At 61.8% G+C, this 16,882-nt stretch carries 18 protein-coding genes and 1 pseudogene; 12 read left to right on the forward strand and 7 right to left on the reverse strand.

The window, feature by feature from the left end; translation table 11 throughout:
* Window positions 1–28 precede the first annotated feature (28 nt).
* From E4T63_RS09770 to E4T63_RS09785, 4 genes are read left to right on the forward strand one after another with little or no spacing between them, the layout of a single operon-like run.
* The gene (locus tag E4T63_RS09770) at window positions 29–337 is read left to right on the forward strand and encodes a PepSY domain-containing protein (protein WP_027614000.1); all 309 of its coding nucleotides are present in this window, start codon (window positions 29–31) and stop codon (window positions 335–337) included.
* A complete protein-coding gene (locus tag E4T63_RS09775; protein ID WP_027613999.1) occupies window positions 337–648 on the forward strand; it encodes a PepSY domain-containing protein in 312 nt (103 codons plus the stop codon). The genes E4T63_RS09770 and E4T63_RS09775 overlap by 1 nt, the downstream gene beginning before the upstream one ends.
* A gap of 3 nt (window positions 649–651) precedes the next feature.
* On the forward strand, window positions 652–1,320 hold the full coding sequence (locus E4T63_RS09780) for a response regulator transcription factor (protein WP_003223514.1): 669 nt from the start codon (window positions 652–654) through the stop codon (window positions 1,318–1,320).
* Window positions 1,317–2,630: a sensor histidine kinase gene (locus tag E4T63_RS09785; protein WP_098968034.1), complete on the forward strand. Its 1,314-nt coding sequence runs from the start codon at window positions 1,317–1,319 to the stop codon at window positions 2,628–2,630. The genes E4T63_RS09780 and E4T63_RS09785 overlap by 4 nt, the downstream gene beginning before the upstream one ends.
* 124 nt (window positions 2,631–2,754) lie before the next feature.
* Here E4T63_RS09785 and E4T63_RS28925 read toward each other — a convergent pair whose 3' ends face one another.
* The gene (locus E4T63_RS28925; protein WP_432431706.1) at window positions 2,755–3,510 is read right to left on the reverse strand and encodes a methyl-accepting chemotaxis protein; all 756 of its coding nucleotides are present in this window, start codon (window positions 3,508–3,510) and stop codon (window positions 2,755–2,757) included.
* 150 nt (window positions 3,511–3,660) lie between these two features.
* Window positions 3,661–5,001, reverse strand: a pseudogene (locus E4T63_RS28930) (cache domain-containing protein); the annotation flags it as partial.
* 356 nt (window positions 5,002–5,357) lie between these two features.
* Between E4T63_RS28930 and E4T63_RS09800 the strand changes: the two are divergent.
* Both E4T63_RS09800 and E4T63_RS09805 read left to right on the forward strand, forming a co-directional pair.
* Window positions 5,358–6,677, forward strand: coding sequence for a Na+/H+ antiporter family protein (locus tag E4T63_RS09800; protein ID WP_097087731.1), 1,320 nt, complete (start codon window positions 5,358–5,360; stop codon window positions 6,675–6,677).
* Between the two features lie 195 nt (window positions 6,678–6,872).
* Window positions 6,873–8,555: a methyl-accepting chemotaxis protein gene (locus tag E4T63_RS09805; protein ID WP_135295356.1), complete on the forward strand. Its 1,683-nt coding sequence runs from the start codon at window positions 6,873–6,875 to the stop codon at window positions 8,553–8,555.
* 217 nt (window positions 8,556–8,772) lie between these two features.
* Here E4T63_RS09805 and E4T63_RS09810 read toward each other — a convergent pair whose 3' ends face one another.
* Entirely contained in the window at window positions 8,773–9,708 is a 936-nt protein-coding gene (locus tag E4T63_RS09810) for a LysR family transcriptional regulator (protein WP_135295357.1), read from the reverse strand.
* Between the two features lie 113 nt (window positions 9,709–9,821).
* Between E4T63_RS09810 and E4T63_RS09815 the strand changes: the two genes are divergently transcribed.
* The 3 genes from E4T63_RS09815 (at window position 9,822) to E4T63_RS09825 (ending at window position 11,900) form a co-directional block, all read left to right on the forward strand.
* Window positions 9,822–10,307, forward strand: a complete 486-nt coding sequence (locus E4T63_RS09815; RefSeq protein WP_135296912.1) for a DMT family transporter — start codon at window positions 9,822–9,824, stop codon at window positions 10,305–10,307.
* Between the two features lie 4 nt (window positions 10,308–10,311).
* Window positions 10,312–10,767 carry a DMT family transporter gene (locus E4T63_RS09820; protein ID WP_135295358.1) on the forward strand — a complete coding sequence of 152 codons (456 nt, stop codon included), beginning with the start codon at window positions 10,312–10,314 and terminating at the stop codon, window positions 10,765–10,767.
* Window positions 10,768–11,732: 965 nt separating this feature from the next.
* Window positions 11,733–11,900: a metallothionein gene (locus tag E4T63_RS09825; RefSeq protein WP_003223525.1), complete on the forward strand. Its 168-nt coding sequence runs from the start codon at window positions 11,733–11,735 to the stop codon at window positions 11,898–11,900.
* Window positions 11,901–11,922: 22 nt separating this feature from the next.
* On the opposite strand, the gene E4T63_RS09830 is transcribed toward E4T63_RS09825, so the two are convergent.
* Both E4T63_RS09830 and E4T63_RS09835 read right to left on the reverse strand, forming a co-directional pair.
* A complete protein-coding gene (locus E4T63_RS09830; protein ID WP_135295359.1) occupies window positions 11,923–12,195 on the reverse strand; it encodes a hypothetical protein in 273 nt (90 codons plus the stop codon).
* 40 nt (window positions 12,196–12,235) lie between these two features.
* Entirely contained in the window at window positions 12,236–12,463 is a 228-nt protein-coding gene (locus E4T63_RS09835; RefSeq protein ID WP_027613849.1) for a DUF6555 family protein, read from the reverse strand.
* 136 nt (window positions 12,464–12,599) lie between these two features.
* On the opposite strand from E4T63_RS09835, the gene E4T63_RS09840 reads away from it, so the two are divergent.
* From E4T63_RS09840 to E4T63_RS09850, 3 genes are all read left to right on the forward strand, one after another.
* Complete coding sequence (locus tag E4T63_RS09840) at window positions 12,600–13,376, forward strand: AraC family transcriptional regulator (protein WP_135295360.1); 777 nt, start codon at window positions 12,600–12,602, stop codon at window positions 13,374–13,376.
* A 212-nt stretch (window positions 13,377–13,588) separates the two neighbouring features.
* Window positions 13,589–13,762: a DUF1427 family protein gene (locus tag E4T63_RS09845; RefSeq protein ID WP_007969534.1), complete on the forward strand. Its 174-nt coding sequence runs from the start codon at window positions 13,589–13,591 to the stop codon at window positions 13,760–13,762.
* A 29-nt stretch (window positions 13,763–13,791) separates the two neighbouring features.
* Window positions 13,792–14,748: a quinone oxidoreductase family protein gene (locus E4T63_RS09850; protein ID WP_135295361.1), complete on the forward strand. Its 957-nt coding sequence runs from the start codon at window positions 13,792–13,794 to the stop codon at window positions 14,746–14,748.
* A gap of 120 nt (window positions 14,749–14,868) precedes the next feature.
* Here the strand turns inward: E4T63_RS09850 and E4T63_RS09855 are convergent, their stop codons facing one another.
* On the reverse strand, window positions 14,869–15,891 hold the full coding sequence (locus E4T63_RS09855; RefSeq protein ID WP_135295362.1) for a purine-nucleoside phosphorylase: 1,023 nt from the start codon (window positions 15,889–15,891) through the stop codon (window positions 14,869–14,871).
* A 15-nt stretch (window positions 15,892–15,906) separates the two neighbouring features.
* On the reverse strand, window positions 15,907–16,866 hold the full coding sequence (locus tag E4T63_RS09860) for a nucleoside-specific channel-forming protein Tsx (RefSeq protein WP_135295363.1): 960 nt from the start codon (window positions 16,864–16,866) through the stop codon (window positions 15,907–15,909).
* Window positions 16,867–16,882: the final 16 nt, after the last annotated feature.

A 16,882-nucleotide genomic window follows, 5' to 3' on the forward strand; every position in this document is an offset into this window, starting at 1 on the left:
AGCTGCACATAAAAACACGGAGACACCCATGAAAACCCTGACTGCCCTGTCCATTGCCTCGATCATCGGCCTGACCGCCAGCCTCGCCCACGCCCGCGATCTTGGCCCCGATGAAGCCCTGCGCCTGCGCGACGCTGGTACTATCGTCTCCTTCGAGAAGCTCAACGCCACGGCGCTGGCCAGACACCCGGGCTCGACCATCACCGAAACCGAGCTGGAAGAGGAGTACGGCAAGTATGTCTACCAGGTCGAAATGCGTGATCCGCAAGGGCTGGAGTGGGATCTGGAATTAGACGCGGTCACTGGGCAGGTTCTCAAGGATCATCAGGATACGTAATGAAGGTTAATGTTCGCGCCACCAGCCGCACGGCGTTGGCGCTTGTAATCGTTTGCTCGGCGGCGATGGCCCGCGACCTCGATCAGGACGAAGCGCTGAAGCTGCGTCAGCAGGGCGTGATCCTGCCGCTGGAGCAGGTGCTGCAACAGGCGCTGGATCGCTATCCGGGGGCCAAACTGCTGGAGGTCGAGCTGGAGGAAAAGCACGACGTTTATGTTTATGAAGTCGAGCTGCTGACGGTCGAGGGCGTGGCGCGCGAGCTGCACCTGAAAGCCGATACCGGCCAATTACTCAAAGACAAGGAAGATTGACCGATGCGTTTGCTTCTGGTGGAAGACCACGTGCCGCTCGCCGACGAACTGATCGCCGGCCTGCAGCGCCAAGGCTACGCGGTGGACTGGCTGGCGGACGGACGCGATGCGGTCTATCAGGGTAGCAGCGAGCCCTATGACCTGATCATTCTCGACCTCGGCCTGCCCGGCGTTCCCGGGCTGGAGGTGCTGGCGCAATGGCGTGCCGGTGGCCTGTCGACCCCGGTGCTGATCCTCACCGCCCGCGATTCCTGGGCCGAGCGCATCGAAGGCCTGAAGGCCGGCGCCGACGATTACCTGACCAAACCGTTTCATCCCGAAGAGCTGCATTTGCGGGTGCAGTCGTTGCTGCGTCGCTCCAAGGGCCAGGCCAATCAGCCGACGCTCAAGGCGGCCGGCCTGCATCTGGATGAAGGTCGCCAGTGCGTGATCCGCGACGGCAGCGAGATTCAGCTGACTGCCGCCGAATTCCGTCTGCTGCGTTATTTCATGCTGCACCCGGAACAGATCCTGTCGAAAACCCACCTCGCCGAGCACCTCTACGACGGCGAAACCGAGCGCGATTCCAACGTCCTCGAAGTTCACGTCAACCACCTGCGGCGCAAGCTGGGTAAAGCGGTGATCGAAACCCGTCGCGGCCAGGGTTACCTGTTCGGCGGGCAAGCTTCGTGAGGTCGATCCAGCGCCGTTTGAGCCTGGGCTTGATCAGTGTGATGGTGATCGTCGGTCTGGTGCTGGCGCAAACCAGTCTGTGGTTGTTCGAAGTCGGGTTGCAGCGTTATCTCGAGGCCGGTCTGCGCAACGACAGCGAAAGCCTGCTGGTCGCGCTGGTGCGTGGCCCGCAAGGTTTGCAACTGGATGAGCGGCATCTGTCACCGGCCTATCAGCGACCGTTTTCCGGGCATTACTTCCGCATCGATTTTGCCGACAGCCACTGGCGCTCGCGTTCGCTGTGGGATCAGGATCTGCCGCTGCTGGAGCACCCGGGTTTGCACAGCAACCTGCAACTGGGCCCGGACGGTCAGCAGTTGCTGGTATTGCGCTCGGACTATCGACGTCTGGGGCAGTCGATCTCGATCAGCGTCGCCCAGGATTACACCCCGGTGCGCGAGAGTTTCCAGCGCATGCGCCAGATCGGCCTCGGGCTGGGCCTGGCCGGTTTGCTGCTGATTCTGCTGCTGCAACGGCTGACGGTGCGCCGCGCGTTGAAGCCGCTGGAACGGGCGCGCGAGCAGATCGCCCAGTTGCAGCAGGGCCAGCGCTCGCAACTGGACGATCAGGTGCCGGTCGAGCTGGAGCCGCTGGTGGCGCAGATCAACCATCTGCTGGCGCACACCGAGGACAGCCTCAAGCGTTCACGCAATGCGCTGGGCAATCTGGGACATGCGCTGAAGACGCCGTTGGCGGTGCTTTTGAGTCTGGCGTCGAGCGAAAAACTCGATGCCCACCCGGAGCTGCGCAAGATCCTCAAGGAACAGTTGGAGCAGGTGCAACAGCGGCTCAATCGCGAGCTTAATCGCGCGCGGTTGTCAGGTGATGCGCTGCCCGGCGCGCTGTTTGATTGTGACGCGGAACTGCCGGGATTGCTGGCAACGCTGAACATGATCCACGGCGAGCATCTGGCGTTGAGTTACGTCGCGCCGCCGGGGCTGCAACTGCCGTGGGACCGCGAGGACTTGCTGGAACTGCTCGGCAACTTGCTGGACAACGCCTGCAAATGGGCGGACGCCGAGGTGCGTCTGAGTGTGATCGAAAGAACAGATGGCTACGCCCTGAGCGTTGAAGATGACGGGCCAGGGATTCCTGAGGAGCAACGCACTCAGGTGTTCAGTCGTGGCACGCGGCTCGACGAGCAGACTGACGGGCATGGCCTGGGGCTGGGAATTGTGCGTGATATCGTCGAGACGTGGGGCGGGTTGCTGGTGCTGGGCGAGAGTGAGTGGGGCGGGTTGAAGGTGGTGATCGAGTTGCCTAAACGCTAACCCCTGCCTGCCAAAGAACTGTAGGAGTGAGCCTGCTCGCGATTGCGCCGATACATTCGAAATCAATGTGTCTGACAAACCGCTATCGCGAGCAGGCTCACTCCTACAGGGACGGTGATGGTTTTCAGACCCGGAACTGATCCATCAGACTCTGCTGTTGATTCGCCAGGCTGTTCAGCGACTGGCTCACCCGCGCCGACTCATTGGCCTGTCCGGACAGCGATTCGGTCACGTCACGAATGGTCGCGACGTTGTTGTTGATCTCCTCGGCCACCGCGCTCTGTTCTTCCGCCGCGCTGGCGATCTGCAGGTTCATGTCGCTGATCACTGTCACCGCGTCGCCGATCTGGCGCAGTGCGGTCACCGCTTGCCCGACCTGTTCGACATTGCCCTGCGCCTGACGATGGCTGTTGCCCATCGACCCGACCACATCCTGGGTACCGGTCTGCAATTGCTCGATGACCTGACGGGTTTCTTCCACCGACTCTTGGGTGCGACGGGCGAGGTTGCGCACTTCGTCGGCGACCACGGCAAAACCACGCCCGGCTTCACCGGCACGCGCTGCTTCGATCGCCGCGTTGAGCGCCAACAGGTTGGTCTGTTCGGCGATGGCGCGGATGGTTTCCAGCACGGTGCCGATCTTCTCGCTGTTGGCAGCCAGGCCTTCGACCTGAACCATCGCCGCGCTCATGTCGGCGGCGAGGGTGTCGATGCTCGCGGTGGTGCGGTCGATCACGGTCAGGCCCTGACGGGTGGCGCGGTCGGCGTCCTTGGCGGCTTCGGCGGCTTGCGCGGCGCTGCGTGCGACGTCCTGCGCGGTGGCGCTCATTTCGTGGGAGGCGGTGGCGACCTGATCGACCTGACGGTATTGCTGCTCCATGCCGGCGCTGGTCTGGGTGGCGATAGCCGAAGACTGGTCGGCGGTGTTGCGCGCATCCTGCACCGAGTGCTTCACCTCGGCGATGATCGGCTGCAACTTGTCGAGGAACTTGTTGAACCAGCCGGCCAGTTGACCGAGTTCATCTTTCTTGTCATACGCCAGACGCCGGGTCAGATCACCTTCGCCACTGGCAATGTCTTCGAGCATGTGGGCCACGCCGAGGATCGGTTTGGTCACGCTGCGCGCCATCAGCCACACCAGCAGCAGGCCGACCAATGCCGCCAGCACGCCGAGGCTCAGCTCGATCAGGGTGCCGGAGTTGTTGCTCGCATCCAGTTGCTGCTTGAGCGCTTCGGCGCGGCTGACCAGCACCTTTTCCGGCACGTCGAGCAACACGCCCCACGACGGGCCGCCGGGGATCGGCTGGAACGGCGACAGCACTTTCAACTGGCCGTTGCTGTGCAGGCTGCTGACGCTGCTGCTGGCGGCGAGTTGACGCAGCAGTTCAGCGCCGCTGACGGTATCCACGGCATCCAGGCGCTTGTTCAGTTTGCTGGCGTCCGGGCTGTAGCCGGCGAGCAGGCCGGTGGGGCTGATGATGCTCACGGCGGTCTGGCCGTCGTAGAGCTTTTTGCTCGCGCCCTGGCTGATCGCCTGCAGGCTGTTGAGATTGATGTCCACCGACAGCGAGGCGATGACTTTGCCGTTGACCATCAGCGGGAAGACGATGCTGGTCATCAGCACGTTCTGGCCGTCGATCACATAGAAGTACGGTTCGATCACGCATGGCTTGAGCGTGGTGCGCGGACAGGTGAACCAGGCGTTGGCCGCCTGACCGCTGGGGCCGGTGCTGGTGTCGGCCATGTCGCTTTCCGGCAGGGCCATCGAGGTGACTTTGCCGGGAGTCGGCTGCGACCAGTACAGGGCGAAGCGGCCCTTGTCGTTGCTGCCCAGCTCGGCCTGACCGGCGAACAGCTCATCTTTGCCGTCCAGCGCATTGGCTTCGAACACCAGCGACAGACCGAGCAGATCCGGGTTGGCTTGCAGCGCGGACTTGACCTGACGGGTCATGTCTTCGCGCAGATCGAAGGCGTCGAGGAAGCGCTTCTCGGCCTGTTCACGCAGGAACAGCACCTGACGCGAGAAGCCGTGGCCGTACTGATAGGCATCCATGAACTGCTGGCGAATGCCGGCAGCCTGCACCTCACCCTGCGACTCAATGCGCGCCTGGGCCGACTCGGTCAGCATCTCCATGCTCGAAGCCTTCACCAGCTCGGAGCTGTGCTCCATGCGATACAGCGAAAGACCCACCAGCAGGGTCACGATGCCCGCCAGGCACAGGCCGGCGAGCAGGGTGATTTTCCATTGAATGGAAAGTTGTCTGAGCGACATGGAGACGTCCTTATTCGATAAATATCTGAGACTTTGCACTGTAACGGCCGCGTTTCGGCTTTCTTTATTGTTCAAGCGCAATATGACCAATTGCCGCATGCTGGCGATCAGATACCTGTGGTGAGGGGATTTATCCCCGATGGGGGGGCGAAGCCGCCCTCACAATCGTTCAGAGAAATTGCATAGTCAGGTTTGGCGACTGCTGCGCAGCCGATCGGGGATAAATCCCCTCGCCACACGGTTCTCCATTGCCCGTTACATTGATCTCCTTACCGCAGGGTTCTCCATTGCCCGTTACATTTCAGTTCAGCCGCTCGCTTTGACACCGCCGCCACTCTGCGGCACAGTGCGCGCCCTTCTAATAAGACCCTCTTTGCAAATCCGCCGGTTAACCGTTGGCGGACTCATCCTGTCTGGCGGTGATGATTTCATCGCAGTGTTTTTGAGGTAGTGAAATGAATGCAGTGATTGCTGCGGTCGGCGTCATGCTGATCCTCAGCCTGTCCCGTGTGCACGTGGTGATCGCCCTGATCGTCGGTGCGCTGGTTGGTGGCCTGACCGGTGGTCTGGGCATCGACGCCACGCTCAAGGCGTTCAACAGCGGCCTGGGTGGCGGGGCGACGGTGGCGTTGTCCTACGCATTGCTCGGCGCTTTCGCCGTGGCGATTGCCAAGTCCGGCCTGGCCCATGCGCTGGCCGACAAGGCCCTGGCGATGGTTGACCGCCAGCATTCGACCGGCGGCGGCAGCGTCAAGTGGCTGCTGATCGGTCTGCTGTGGGTGGTGGCGATTGCCTCGCAGAACATCCTGCCGATCCACATTGCGTTCATTCCGCTGCTGGTGCCGCCACTGTTATATGTGCTGACCAAGTTGCAGCTGGATCGCCGGTTGATCGCCTGCGTCATGACCTTCGGCCTGATCACCCCGTACATGGTGTTCCCGGTGGGGTTCGGCAACATTTTCCTCAACCAGATCCTGCTGGCCAACGTCAGCAAGGCCGGGGTCGATATCAGCCAGATCAACGTCATGCACGCCATGGCGATTCCGGCGCTGGGCATGGTCTTCGGCCTGTTGCTGGCGGTGTTTTTCAGCTATCGCAAGAAGCGCGTTTACGATCTGCAGAAGATCGAACAAGTCGAGCAAGTCAGCGTGGCGTACAACCCGAAGACCATCGCCATAGCCGGTCTGGCGATTGCCGCCGCGTTCATCATTCAGTTGCTGCTGGACTCGATGATTATCGGCGCACTGGCCGGGTTCCTGATCTTCTCGGCGTCGGGCATCGTCAAATGGCGTGAGACTGACGACCTGTTCACCGAAGGCATGAAGATGATGGCGATGATCGGCTTCATCATGATCTCCGCCTCGGGTTTCGCCGAAGTGCTCAAGGCCACCGGCGAAGTGCGCTCGCTGGTCGAAAGCGCGGCGGCGTGGATCGATCACAGTCAGGCGATCGGCGCGCTGTTGATGCTGCTGGTGGGCCTGATGGTGACCATCGGTATCGGCTCGTCGTTCTCCACGGTGCCGATTCTGGCGGCGATTTTCGTGCCGCTGTGCGTGCAGCTGGGCTTCAGCCCGATGGCCATCGTGTGCATCGTCGGCACCGCCGGGGCGCTGGGCGACACCGGCTCGCCGGCCTCGGACTCGACGCTGGGCCCGACCTCCGGTCTGAATGTCGATGGCCAGCATCACCACATCTGGGACACCGTGGTCCCGACCTTCCTGCACTACAACCTGCCGCTGCTGGCGTTCGGTTGGGTGGCCGCGATGGTCCTCTAAACCCGCCAATCCTCTGTGGGAGCGGGCTTGCTCGCGAAAGCGGTGTATCAGAAACATAAATGTTGACTGACACGACGCCTTCGCGAGCAAGCCCGCTCCCACAGAGGAATGCGGTGAACCCCCGCTCAACTTTTGCTTTCGCGTGCCGTTAACGCCTTTAACCACGCCAATAAAACCAAAAGAGTGAGCCCCCCCATGCGCTTGAGTCTCAAGGCCAAAGTCCTGTCCCTTGCCGTCCTGCCGGTGCTGCTCTTTGCGCTGGTCATCAGCCTGACCACGCTATTCATCCTCCAGCAGCAGGCGCACACCGAGGTCGAACAGACCCGCGAGCGCTTGCTCGCCGATGCCAAGGCCACCCTGCAAAGTTACGTCGCCGTGGCCATGACCACGATCAAACCGCTGTACGACGCAGCCGCCCCCGGTGACAACGCGGCGCGGGCGCAGGCGATCAAGCTGCTGTCGGGCATCCGCTACGGCAAGGACGGCTACTTCTTCGGCTACGACTCCGAGACCGTGCGCCTGTTCAAGGCCAACGACCCCGAAGGCGTGGGCAAAAGCTTCAAGGACAACCGCGATCCGAATGGCGTCTACGTCAACCTCGGCCTGGTGAAAGTGGCGAAGGACGGCACCCACTATCTGCAATACAACTCACCGCTGCCGGGCAATGCCAGCGTGCTGGTGCCGAAACTCGGCTACACCGAGTACCTGGCGAAGTGGGATATGGCGGTCGGTACCTCGGTCAACCTCGACGGCATTGAAGCGCAAGTGGCGGTGGTCGAGGCGCAAGTGCAGGAGCGCATGCAAGGCGTGATCCTCAGTATCGTCGGCGTGGCGGTGGTGGTGTTGCTGGTGATTGCCATCGCGGGGATGCTGTTGGCCAACACCATTCTGCGGCCGTTGAACCTGATGAAAGCCAACCTCGACGACATCGCGGCGGGCGAGGGCGATCTCACGCGCCGGTTGAACATCACCAGCCAGGACGAACTCGGCGAACTGGCCGGCTCGTTCAACCGCTTCGTCGACAAGATTCACGGCCTGGTGCGGCAGATCACCGAGATGACCACGCAACTCACCGGCCTGGTGACCCAGGTGTCGGATCAGGCCCAGCGTTCCGATCAGGCGATGGAGCGTCAGCGCCACGAAACCGATCAGGTCGCCACGGCGATCAACGAGATGTCCGCCGCCGCCCAGGAAGTCGCCAAGAGCGCGCAGAACGCCGCGGTCGCCGCGCAACAGACTGATGAAGAAGGCCAGAGCGCCAAACGCGTGGTGGCCGGCAGCATCAAGCAGATTCATGCGCTGGTGGATGACATTCGCAGCAGCGGCGTGTCGCTCGACAGCCTGCAGCAGGACGTGTCGTCGATTGTCGGCGTGCTCGGGGTGATTCGTTCGATTGCCGAGCAGACCAATCTGCTGGCACTGAACGCGGCGATTGAAGCGGCGCGCGCCGGGGAGGCCGGGCGCGGCTTTGCAGTGGTGGCGGACGAAGTGCGGGCACTGGCCAGCCGCACGCAGATCAGCACTCAGGAAATTCAGGGCATGATCGATCGCCTGCAGGCCGGCACGCAGTCGGCGGTCGAGGCGATGCGCCGTTCCAGTGAAGCGGGCGATGGCACTTCGGCGCAGGCCAATCAGGCCGGGGCGTCGCTGGATGCCATGGCTGACCTGATCGCGACGATCAACTCGATGAACGCGCAGATCGCCAGCGCAGCCGAGGAACAAACCGCGGTGGCCGAAGAGATCAACCGCAGCGTGCATCAGATCGCGGTGGCGGTGGACAGCGTGGCGGATGAGACCCAGTTGGGCGCGCAGACTTCGCGCAGCCTGGCCGAACTTGGCCAGCGATTGGGCAAGCTGGTGGGCCAGTTCCGCATCTGATAATTGTGTGAATCCTCAAGCGGGCCCTCAACCTAGCCCTCTCCCGGGGGGAGAGGGAACCGACCGCAGCGTCTCGCGTCATACATCGACCTGAAAAAACCAGTCGATTATGGATTCAAAGCCGATCGCTCATGTCAGCGTATCTCTTGACTATCCCCCGATCAGTCCCCTCTCCCTCTGGGAGAGGGCTAGGGTGAGGGGCTTTTGATTTTCAGCTTCAAGGTCTGTCCCAGTACGGCACTTCGCCGAAGCACTCAACAAAGAAATCAATCACCGTCCGCACCTTCACCGACAACCTTCGACTCCCCGGCCACAGCACTGCGATCTGCTGCGGCTCCAGGCTGTTCGACACCTGATACTCGCGCAACACCGGCACCAGCGTGCCTTCGCGCACCGCTTCACCAATCAACCAGGACGGAAACATCACCAGCCCCAAGCCTTGTTCGGCGGCCTGGGTGAGGGTGTCGGCGTGGTTGCCAGTGATCGGGCCTTTGACCGAGTAAGGCGTCCAGTCGTCCTGATCCTGACGGAAAAACCAGCGTTGCTGACCGGTCGCACCTTTGTAGGCCAGGCACTGGTGTTGCGCGAGTTCGTCGGGATGCTGCGGCGTGCCGTGACGCTTCAGGTAAGCCGGGCTGGCCGCGACCTGAAAGCGGTGCGGCGCCAGAATCCGCGCCTGCATGCTCGAGTCGTGCAGCGGGCCGATGCGGAACAGCAGGTCGGCGCCTTCCTGCAACGGGTCGACGTAATGGTCGGTCTGCTGGATGTCCAGTTGCAGCTTCGGATAGCGCGCGCACAACTGACCGAGCCACGGCGTCAGATGCCGTTGGCCGAACACCACCGGCGCGTTGATCCGCACCAGCCCGGTGGGTTCGCTTTGCTGCTCCTGCAACGCCTGCTCGGCCTCTTCCAGTTGCACCAGCACCAGCCGCGCATGGTGGCCGAGCATGCGCCCGGCCTCGGTCGGCGTCACGGCGCGGGTGTGGCGGTAGAGCAATTGCTGGTTCAGCGCCTGCTCCATCAACTGGATCTGCCGTGAAATTGAAGAGGGCGCCACGCCCTCGCGCCGGGCGACTTCGGAAAAACGGCCGTGGTCGAGCACCGCCACAAACAGCCTGAGTGCCTTGAAGCCCAGTTCGTTAAGCCCGTGCATTAATCGTCCTGCTGTGCGAGTTGCGCAAAAGTGTTGTCAGGATGCTCCCATTTATCGCACAGATACGCCAGCCGATAATCCGCGCCATCGTTTACTTGCGTGGGTTTTGGATGATGCAGACATTGGATGAAGTGAGTGTGCCGGCGCCGGCGACCCGGTCGTGGTTGCGCCTGTTGTTGCTGCCGCTGGTGATTCTGGCCGGCATGGGCCTGTCGGTGGAGGCCGGATTACTGGGGCCGCTGGGGGAGCAGGTCGGGCATCTGTGGGCGACCTTGAGCATCTTCGGCGTGGGTTCGGCGATTCTGTTTTTGCTGCTGTTGTTCGCCGGCCCGCAGAAAGGCCCGGCGCTGACTGATCTGCCGCGTTGGCAATTGATCGGCGGGTTTCTGGGGCCGATGTACGTGGTGGTGCTGACCCTGGCGACGCCGCATATCGGGATTGCGATGACGATGATCGCGATTTTGTCCGGGCAGGTCGGCAATAGTGTGCTGATTGACCATTTCGGCTGGTTCGGCGCGACGCGCAAGAAGGTCAATGCCGAGCGCTGGCTGGCGTTGGGGTTGATTGTGGTGGCACTGGTTCTGATTGCGCGGGGTTGAGAATATGAGTCTGGTTATTTTGTTGGCGGTGGTGGTGTTGGCTGGCGCGGTGTTGAGTGTGCAGGCGGCGATCAATGGGCGCCTTGGTGAAAGCGTCGGGGTGTTGCGCAGCAGTTTGCTGACGTTTTTCGTCGGGGCTGTGGTCACCGGGTTGTTGATCGTGTTTTTTGAACCGGCGCATGCGGTGAGTTTGCTCGATGTGCCGAAGTGGCAGGTCTGCGGGGCGCTGTTTGGCGTGGTTTACATGATGGTCATGGTTGGCGCGGTGCCTGTTGTGGGGACTGCGGTGGCGACTGTTGCGGTGATTGTTGGCCAACTTGGGATGGGGATGTTGATCGATAATTTTGGCTGGCTGGGGAATCCGGCGATCGAGCTTTCATCCTCGCGGGTGTTGGCGATGGTGTGTCTGGGGTTGGCTTTGGTTTTTATGTATCGGAGCAGTATTCGTCGTTCTGATTGAGATTGGGTGTATATCCGTTGCTGCGGTAACGGCCACTTAGGGTTTCGCCCTTACGGCGACTCACTTTTTTTACAAACGCCTAAAAAAAGTAAGCAAAAAAACGCTTGCTCCTACGTTCGGCCCGCTCGCTGGGGCTCGGGGTCCCTTCGCTCCGGGCTTCATCCGGGCGCAGCGCCTACGGTTTGCTTCGCTGCACCTCCTCTCGCTGTGTTTGGCTGCGCCAAACGGTCGCTGCGCTCCCACCCCCGGATGAATCCCTCCACTCAGCCTTCCGACGTCGCCCGTGGATCAAGATCAAAAGCTGCAGCCGAGCTTGCGCTCATCCTGTTGAGTGGTGGAAAAGCATGCGGTCGGCTTGTGTTCTGTGTTGGATCTACCCCTCACCCCAGCCCTCTCCCGAGGGAGAGGGAGCCGATTTTTGAGCCTTTCAGAACCTGAGTTCGACTGGGTGTTTCACGTCGGCGCACCTCTCCCAAACACCGCGATCAGTTCCCTCTCCCTCCGGGAGAGGGCTAGGGGGAGGGGCTCTTGATCTGGCTTTTGATGTGGCTTTTGCTTTTGATTTTTTGCCCCTTCGGCAGGCCGAGCGGAGGTGTCCATCCGGGGGTTAGGCGCGCAGCGCCATGCGGCGAAGCCGCATACATCGAGAGGAGGTGCAGCGAAGCAAACCGGAGGCGATGCCCCCGGATGGACACCGTAGCGAGGGAACACTGAGCCTAAGCGAAGTGCCGTACGCCGGGGCAAAGCCTTTTGGGTTACCTTTTCGGCGTTTGGAAAAGGTGACTCGCTGTAAGAGCGAAACCATAGGAGGCCGTTACCGCAGCAACGGATATACACCCAATCCCCCCAAAAAACCCAGATCAAAAGATCGTCCGAACGCGGCCCGAGCCTTCGTCAGCTCCTACACTGGTATTTACGGCTTATCCCAAAAGCCCAGACAACCACCCAAAAAGGAGTCTGCCCCCATGCCCGATAGAAAATGCGACTGCCCCAACTGCAAATGCACCATCAAAGAAGGCGACCACTCTTACGCCGTACACGGCAAACACTATTGCTGTGAAGCCTGCGCTCACCACCACAAGGGCGGTGAAGAGTGTTCAAGCAAAGGCTGCCATTGCGCCCACCCCAAATAACCGCGCGCAAAAAAAGTGGAGCCTAATCAGGCTCCACTTGCAGTTTCAGGCTTTCATCATCCAGCCGTTCGGTACGGCGCACCGTGCCTTGCAGTCGTCGCCCGTCAACCCTGACCACCACGGTTTTCGCCTGGTCGAGGTCTTCCGGTAACGGCGCCGGCACACGCAGGGCGAAGCTATACGGGTCGTCTTCGACAGCCTCAAGACCCACCCGACAGTCCACGATTTTGGTGATACGTCCGAACAGGGTGTCCAGTCCGTAATCCAGATGCGCCGGGCTGAAGATGCTGGTCATTGTGTACGCCCCCCAAGAGTCCCCATCGCCTGACGAGAGTCTAGCTCGCCGGTCGCCATGTGACGTTTTCCACGCCGAATTTCTCCGCCATCGGTTTGCTGGTCTTTTGCACTTTTTCCCGGCCGAAACGCGGGATGCGACCCACACCGGCGTCGCAGCTTGCCCAGTGCCACGCCTCGGCGTTGTCCATTCTGTCCGAGCGGATAATGAACGACTTAGGCGTGCCGTGAAGGGTGTAATCGATGACAAACAGTTTTGCGTTGTTCATAAAGCCCGTAATCCTCCCTGTGGTATTAGAAGGATCGCGGCGCGTCGGGAAAATTCACTCGGATTGTCCGACGGTATCTATCGTTGTCGACGCTGTGACCGACTGGTTACCATGCGCCTTCCGCCAACCCCAATGAATGCTCGCCATGGCCCTCGCCGCACCCCCCGATCTCACGGATACCGATGTGCCGGTGCAACCGCTGGCGCGTACCTATCCGCGTGGTTTGTTCATCGAGCCGCACGAGCATGTCTGGGGGCAGTTGCTGTATGCAATGAGCGGGGTGATGTGGGTTGAAACCCCGCATGAGGCACTGGTGGTGCCGCCGCAGCGCGCGGTGTGGTTGCCACCCGGGGTGCCGCATGGAATTCGCGTGGTCTCGGACTTGCAAATGCGCAATATCTACCTGCGCCCGGTGCTGGCGGCAACGCTGGATCCGACGGTGCAGGTGATCGAGGTCGGTGGGCTGTTGCGCGAGTTGATCGTCGGGCTGGTGGAGCAGGGCGACAGCGGTGAGCCGGCTTATTACGACGCCTTGGTCGGGCTGGCGTTGCTGGAGCTCAAGCGTGCCCGGCGCTCACAATTGAAGATCCCGCTGCCGGACGATTCCGACCGGCGCCTGATGAATTTGTGCCAGGCGGTGATGGCGGCACCGTCGCTGGACATTCCGTTCGAACAGCACGCGGAAAACGCCGGGGCGAGTGTGCGCACGCTGGCGCGGTTGTTCAAGGACAGCCTGGGCATGGGCTTCGCCGAATGGCGGCGGCAGGTGCAACTGGCGACGGCGGTGGCCGAGTTGATTCAGGGCGTGCCGGTGAGCGCGATCGCTCGCGAGCTGGGGTATTCGCCGAGCAGTTTCAGTGACATGTTCCGGCGCGAACTGGGCGTGGCGCCTTCGCAATTTACGGCCACCTGAACGCAATCCCTGTGGGAGCGGGCTTGCTCGCGAAAGCGGTTTGTCTGTGAAGCATAAAGTGACTGACCCGCCGCCTTCGCGAGCAAGCCCGCTCCCACAGGGGACGGCAGTGAACGCGGGGAGTTGGCCGAAATTCAGAAGTCCTTGGCCGACACCTCTGCCGATCCTTCCCTAGACTCTGCCCATTCCTTTCACGCGGCGGAGTTTCCTCCATGAACTACCTGATTTCGCTGGCCATCGGTCTCGGTGTCGGCCTGCTCTATGGCGCGCTGGATTTTCGTTCCCCGGCACCTCCGGCCATCGCGCTGGTGGGGCTGCTGGGCATGCTCGCGGGTGAGCAGCTGTGGCCGATGGGCCGGCAACTGGTCGCCGGTTGGCTGTCCTGAATTCCTTTTTCCCTTTGATGGATGTCCTCATGAAAGCACTGCAATTCGATAAAACCGGCGATCTGTCTTCCCTGCATTTCGTCGACGTACCGACCCCGGTGCCCGGCGCTGATGAAGTGCTGGTCGAGATCAAGGCGGCCGGTCTGAACCCCAGCGATGTGAAGAACGTGCTCGGGCGATTTCCGTACACCACGTTGCCACGGATTCCCGGGCGTGATTTTGCCGGTGTCGTGGTCGAAGGCCCGCAGGCGTTGCTCGGTCAGGAAGTCTGGGGCACCGGGCGTGAACTGGGCTTTTTCGCCGATGGCTCGCACGCGCAGTTCGTCAAACTGCCAGCCAATGGCGTGGCGCACAAACCGTCGCACTTGAGTTTCGCCCAGGCGGCCAGCCTCGGCGTGCCGTACACCACGGCGTGGGATGCGCTGGAGCGTAGCTTGGTGACGGCTGAAACCCGTTTGCTGGTGATCGGTGGCGGCGCGGTGGCCACGGCGGCGTTGGCGCTGGCCAAGGTGCGCGGCGCGCAGATACTGGCAGCGGCGCGGCGGCCGGAGCAGGTCAAGGAGTTGCAGGCGCAGGGCTTCCAGACGATTCAGCTGGATAAACCCGAAGACCTCGGCGCGCAGGTCAACGCGGTGTACAGCGGTGGCGCTGACGTGATCTTCGACACCACCGGCTTCTGGCTGCCGGCCTCGGTGGCGGCACTGGCAGCGTTCGGCCGCATCGCGATCATCGCCGCACCGGTCGACGGCCATGTGCAGTTGCCGGCGCTGGCGTTGTACCGCAAGGGCGGTTCGGTGGTCGGGATCAACTCGCTGCTGTACGGCGTGCAAGCCTGTGCGGCGATGCTCGAGCAGTTTGGGCGGTTCTTTGATGAGGATCTGTTGCCGTTGCCGCAGGGGTTGGTGCAGGTGCCATTGGCGGAGGGGGTGGACAGCTACGCGCAGGTGAATCAGGGCAGTGGCGACAAGGTCATCCTGATTCCCTGACACCGCAAAACAACTGTGGGAGCGGGCTTGCTCGCGAAAGCGGTATGTCAGCGAAGCAAGTATTGGCTGATACACCGCATTCGCGAGCAAGCCCGCTCCCACATTTTTACCGTGTTGTACTCAGGATTGCGGAACGCCGTTTTCCCACGCCGACCAGTGTTTCAGAATGTCCTGCACCAGCGGATTACCCGCGCGATAGAGATTTTCCAGCGCCGGCACGAACCCGCCCTGATCGGCGTACTTGAGCAGATTGTCCACTTCACTGCCGCCCGGTGCCGGCCGATCAAAGTCAGAGCCGGCACGCACCACGGCCAGACGCTGCACGTCCACCAGACCTTCGCGACTGGCACGCAGCAGCGCTTCATAGGTGGAGTTGTCTTCCTGTTGTGTGGTGCAGTATTCACCCTTGTTATCGGTCAGCAGTTTGGTCCAGACCTCGGCGCGTTCGCTCAGGCGTGTACCGGAGAACCAGGTGTTGCCCGCCAGCGTGTCGCAGCGCGTGACCACGGGCGGCTGATTGGCCGGGGCCGACGGGTATTTCCGGCGCCACGCCGCCGACTCCTTGCTCTCGCTCAGTTCGACCTTGTGGCTCAGGGCGAAGGCTTTGGCCTGCAGTGTCGGGTTGAGTTCGAAGACTTCGGTCTTGTAGTCCAGCGGCGGTTTTTCGTTGGGCCCCTTGGTGTTGATGCCCAGGTAGCCAGTCGGCCAGCTCGCCGGCGCGTCGCGCGAATCCAGCTCCCATTGCGTGCCGAATTCCACCAGGTAATGCGCCCACGCGGCGGTGCCGATGGTCCCGTGTTTCGGGCTGATGCCGGCGATCCCGGCGATCAGAAACCAGCTTTTGCGCAGGTCGAATTTCGGCGACAGGGCCAGGGCCAGGGTCGAGGCGGCAGCGTTGGTCTGGCCCATGCCGGTGGTCAGCAGACACACCTGCTGGCTGTTGCAGCGAATGCTCGGGTACTCGGCGGACAGCCCCGGCACGCGGATTTCCTGTTTCAGGTCGAGGCGCTCGATCCAGTTCTGCGCCTCGGGGGCGAACATGGTGATCAGCACGACTTTCGGCTGGATCGGCGCTTCAGCCGCCCACGCCGTGGAAGAGAGCAGGGCCGCAGCGGCCAGGGTCAGACGCGTCATTGCTTGCATGAAAATCTCCTGATTTCAGAACTGGTAGCCGATGCCGGCGTAGTAACCCCAACCATTGGAGCGTGCGCGGAAATTGCCGTCGCCGAAGTTCAGCTCACTGCCGTCCTCCCAGTTGCCGCCGTTGTGGAAATAACGGCCGACCAGGGTGAAGCGCAGGTGGGTGAACGAATACAGCAACACGTTGGTCGCCACCGTGGCATTGGCGGTACGTGCCGGGTTGTCCTTGTGGATGTCCGAGCCGAAGTCGAAGTTGGTGAAACCGATGTAGGTCAGCGACGCGCCGTTGCTGAATTTGTCGATGGGCACGATGTACTTGAGCTGCGCGCGGTAGCCGTCCCACGAATACTCATTGCTCGCGCCGTAGTTTTCCCACTGGTAGCGCCCGTACAGGTTGGCCGACAGGTTGACCCGCGAATGGGTGTCGATGTCGGTGCCGAAGCCGCTGTACAGGGTGTTGGCGCGGTTCTCTTTACGGCTGCCGTGATCGTAGATCCAGTCGAACGCCACGTACCATTCCTTGAACGGGCCGATGGCCAGGCTGCGGCCGGCGAGGTAGTCGATGGAGATGCGCGGCTCGTGTTCCATGAACACCGGTGAGCCGTGATCCCACACGCCTTTGTCGTGGCTGTTGCCGATGTTGAAGATCTTCGGAATGTCGACGTAGCCGTACAGCTCGAACGGACCCTTGCGCCCGAAGTACTCGTATTCCAGATAGATATCGTCGGCTGGTTGCGGCCCGAAACTGATGTCCTTGCTGCCGATCAGTGTCAGGTCCTGGTTGTACCAGTCCGACAGGTAAGCGCCTTTTTTCGGCGGGGCAGCTTCCGGGCTGAGGGCTTCGCCCTGAGCGGATTCGTCGGGCAGCGCCGGTTGCGCCAATGCGCTGTGGCTGAGAACTCCGGTAACGCCGGTCAGTAGCAGGGAAACAGCAAACGTGCGCGCAAACGGGGCGCGAAGACGGGAAGCAGCGTGCATTCAAAGTCCTTTTTTT

The sequence above is a fragment of the Pseudomonas fluorescens genome, assembly GCF_004683905.1.
Lineage (GTDB): Bacteria > Pseudomonadota > Gammaproteobacteria > Pseudomonadales > Pseudomonadaceae > Aquipseudomonas > Aquipseudomonas putida_A.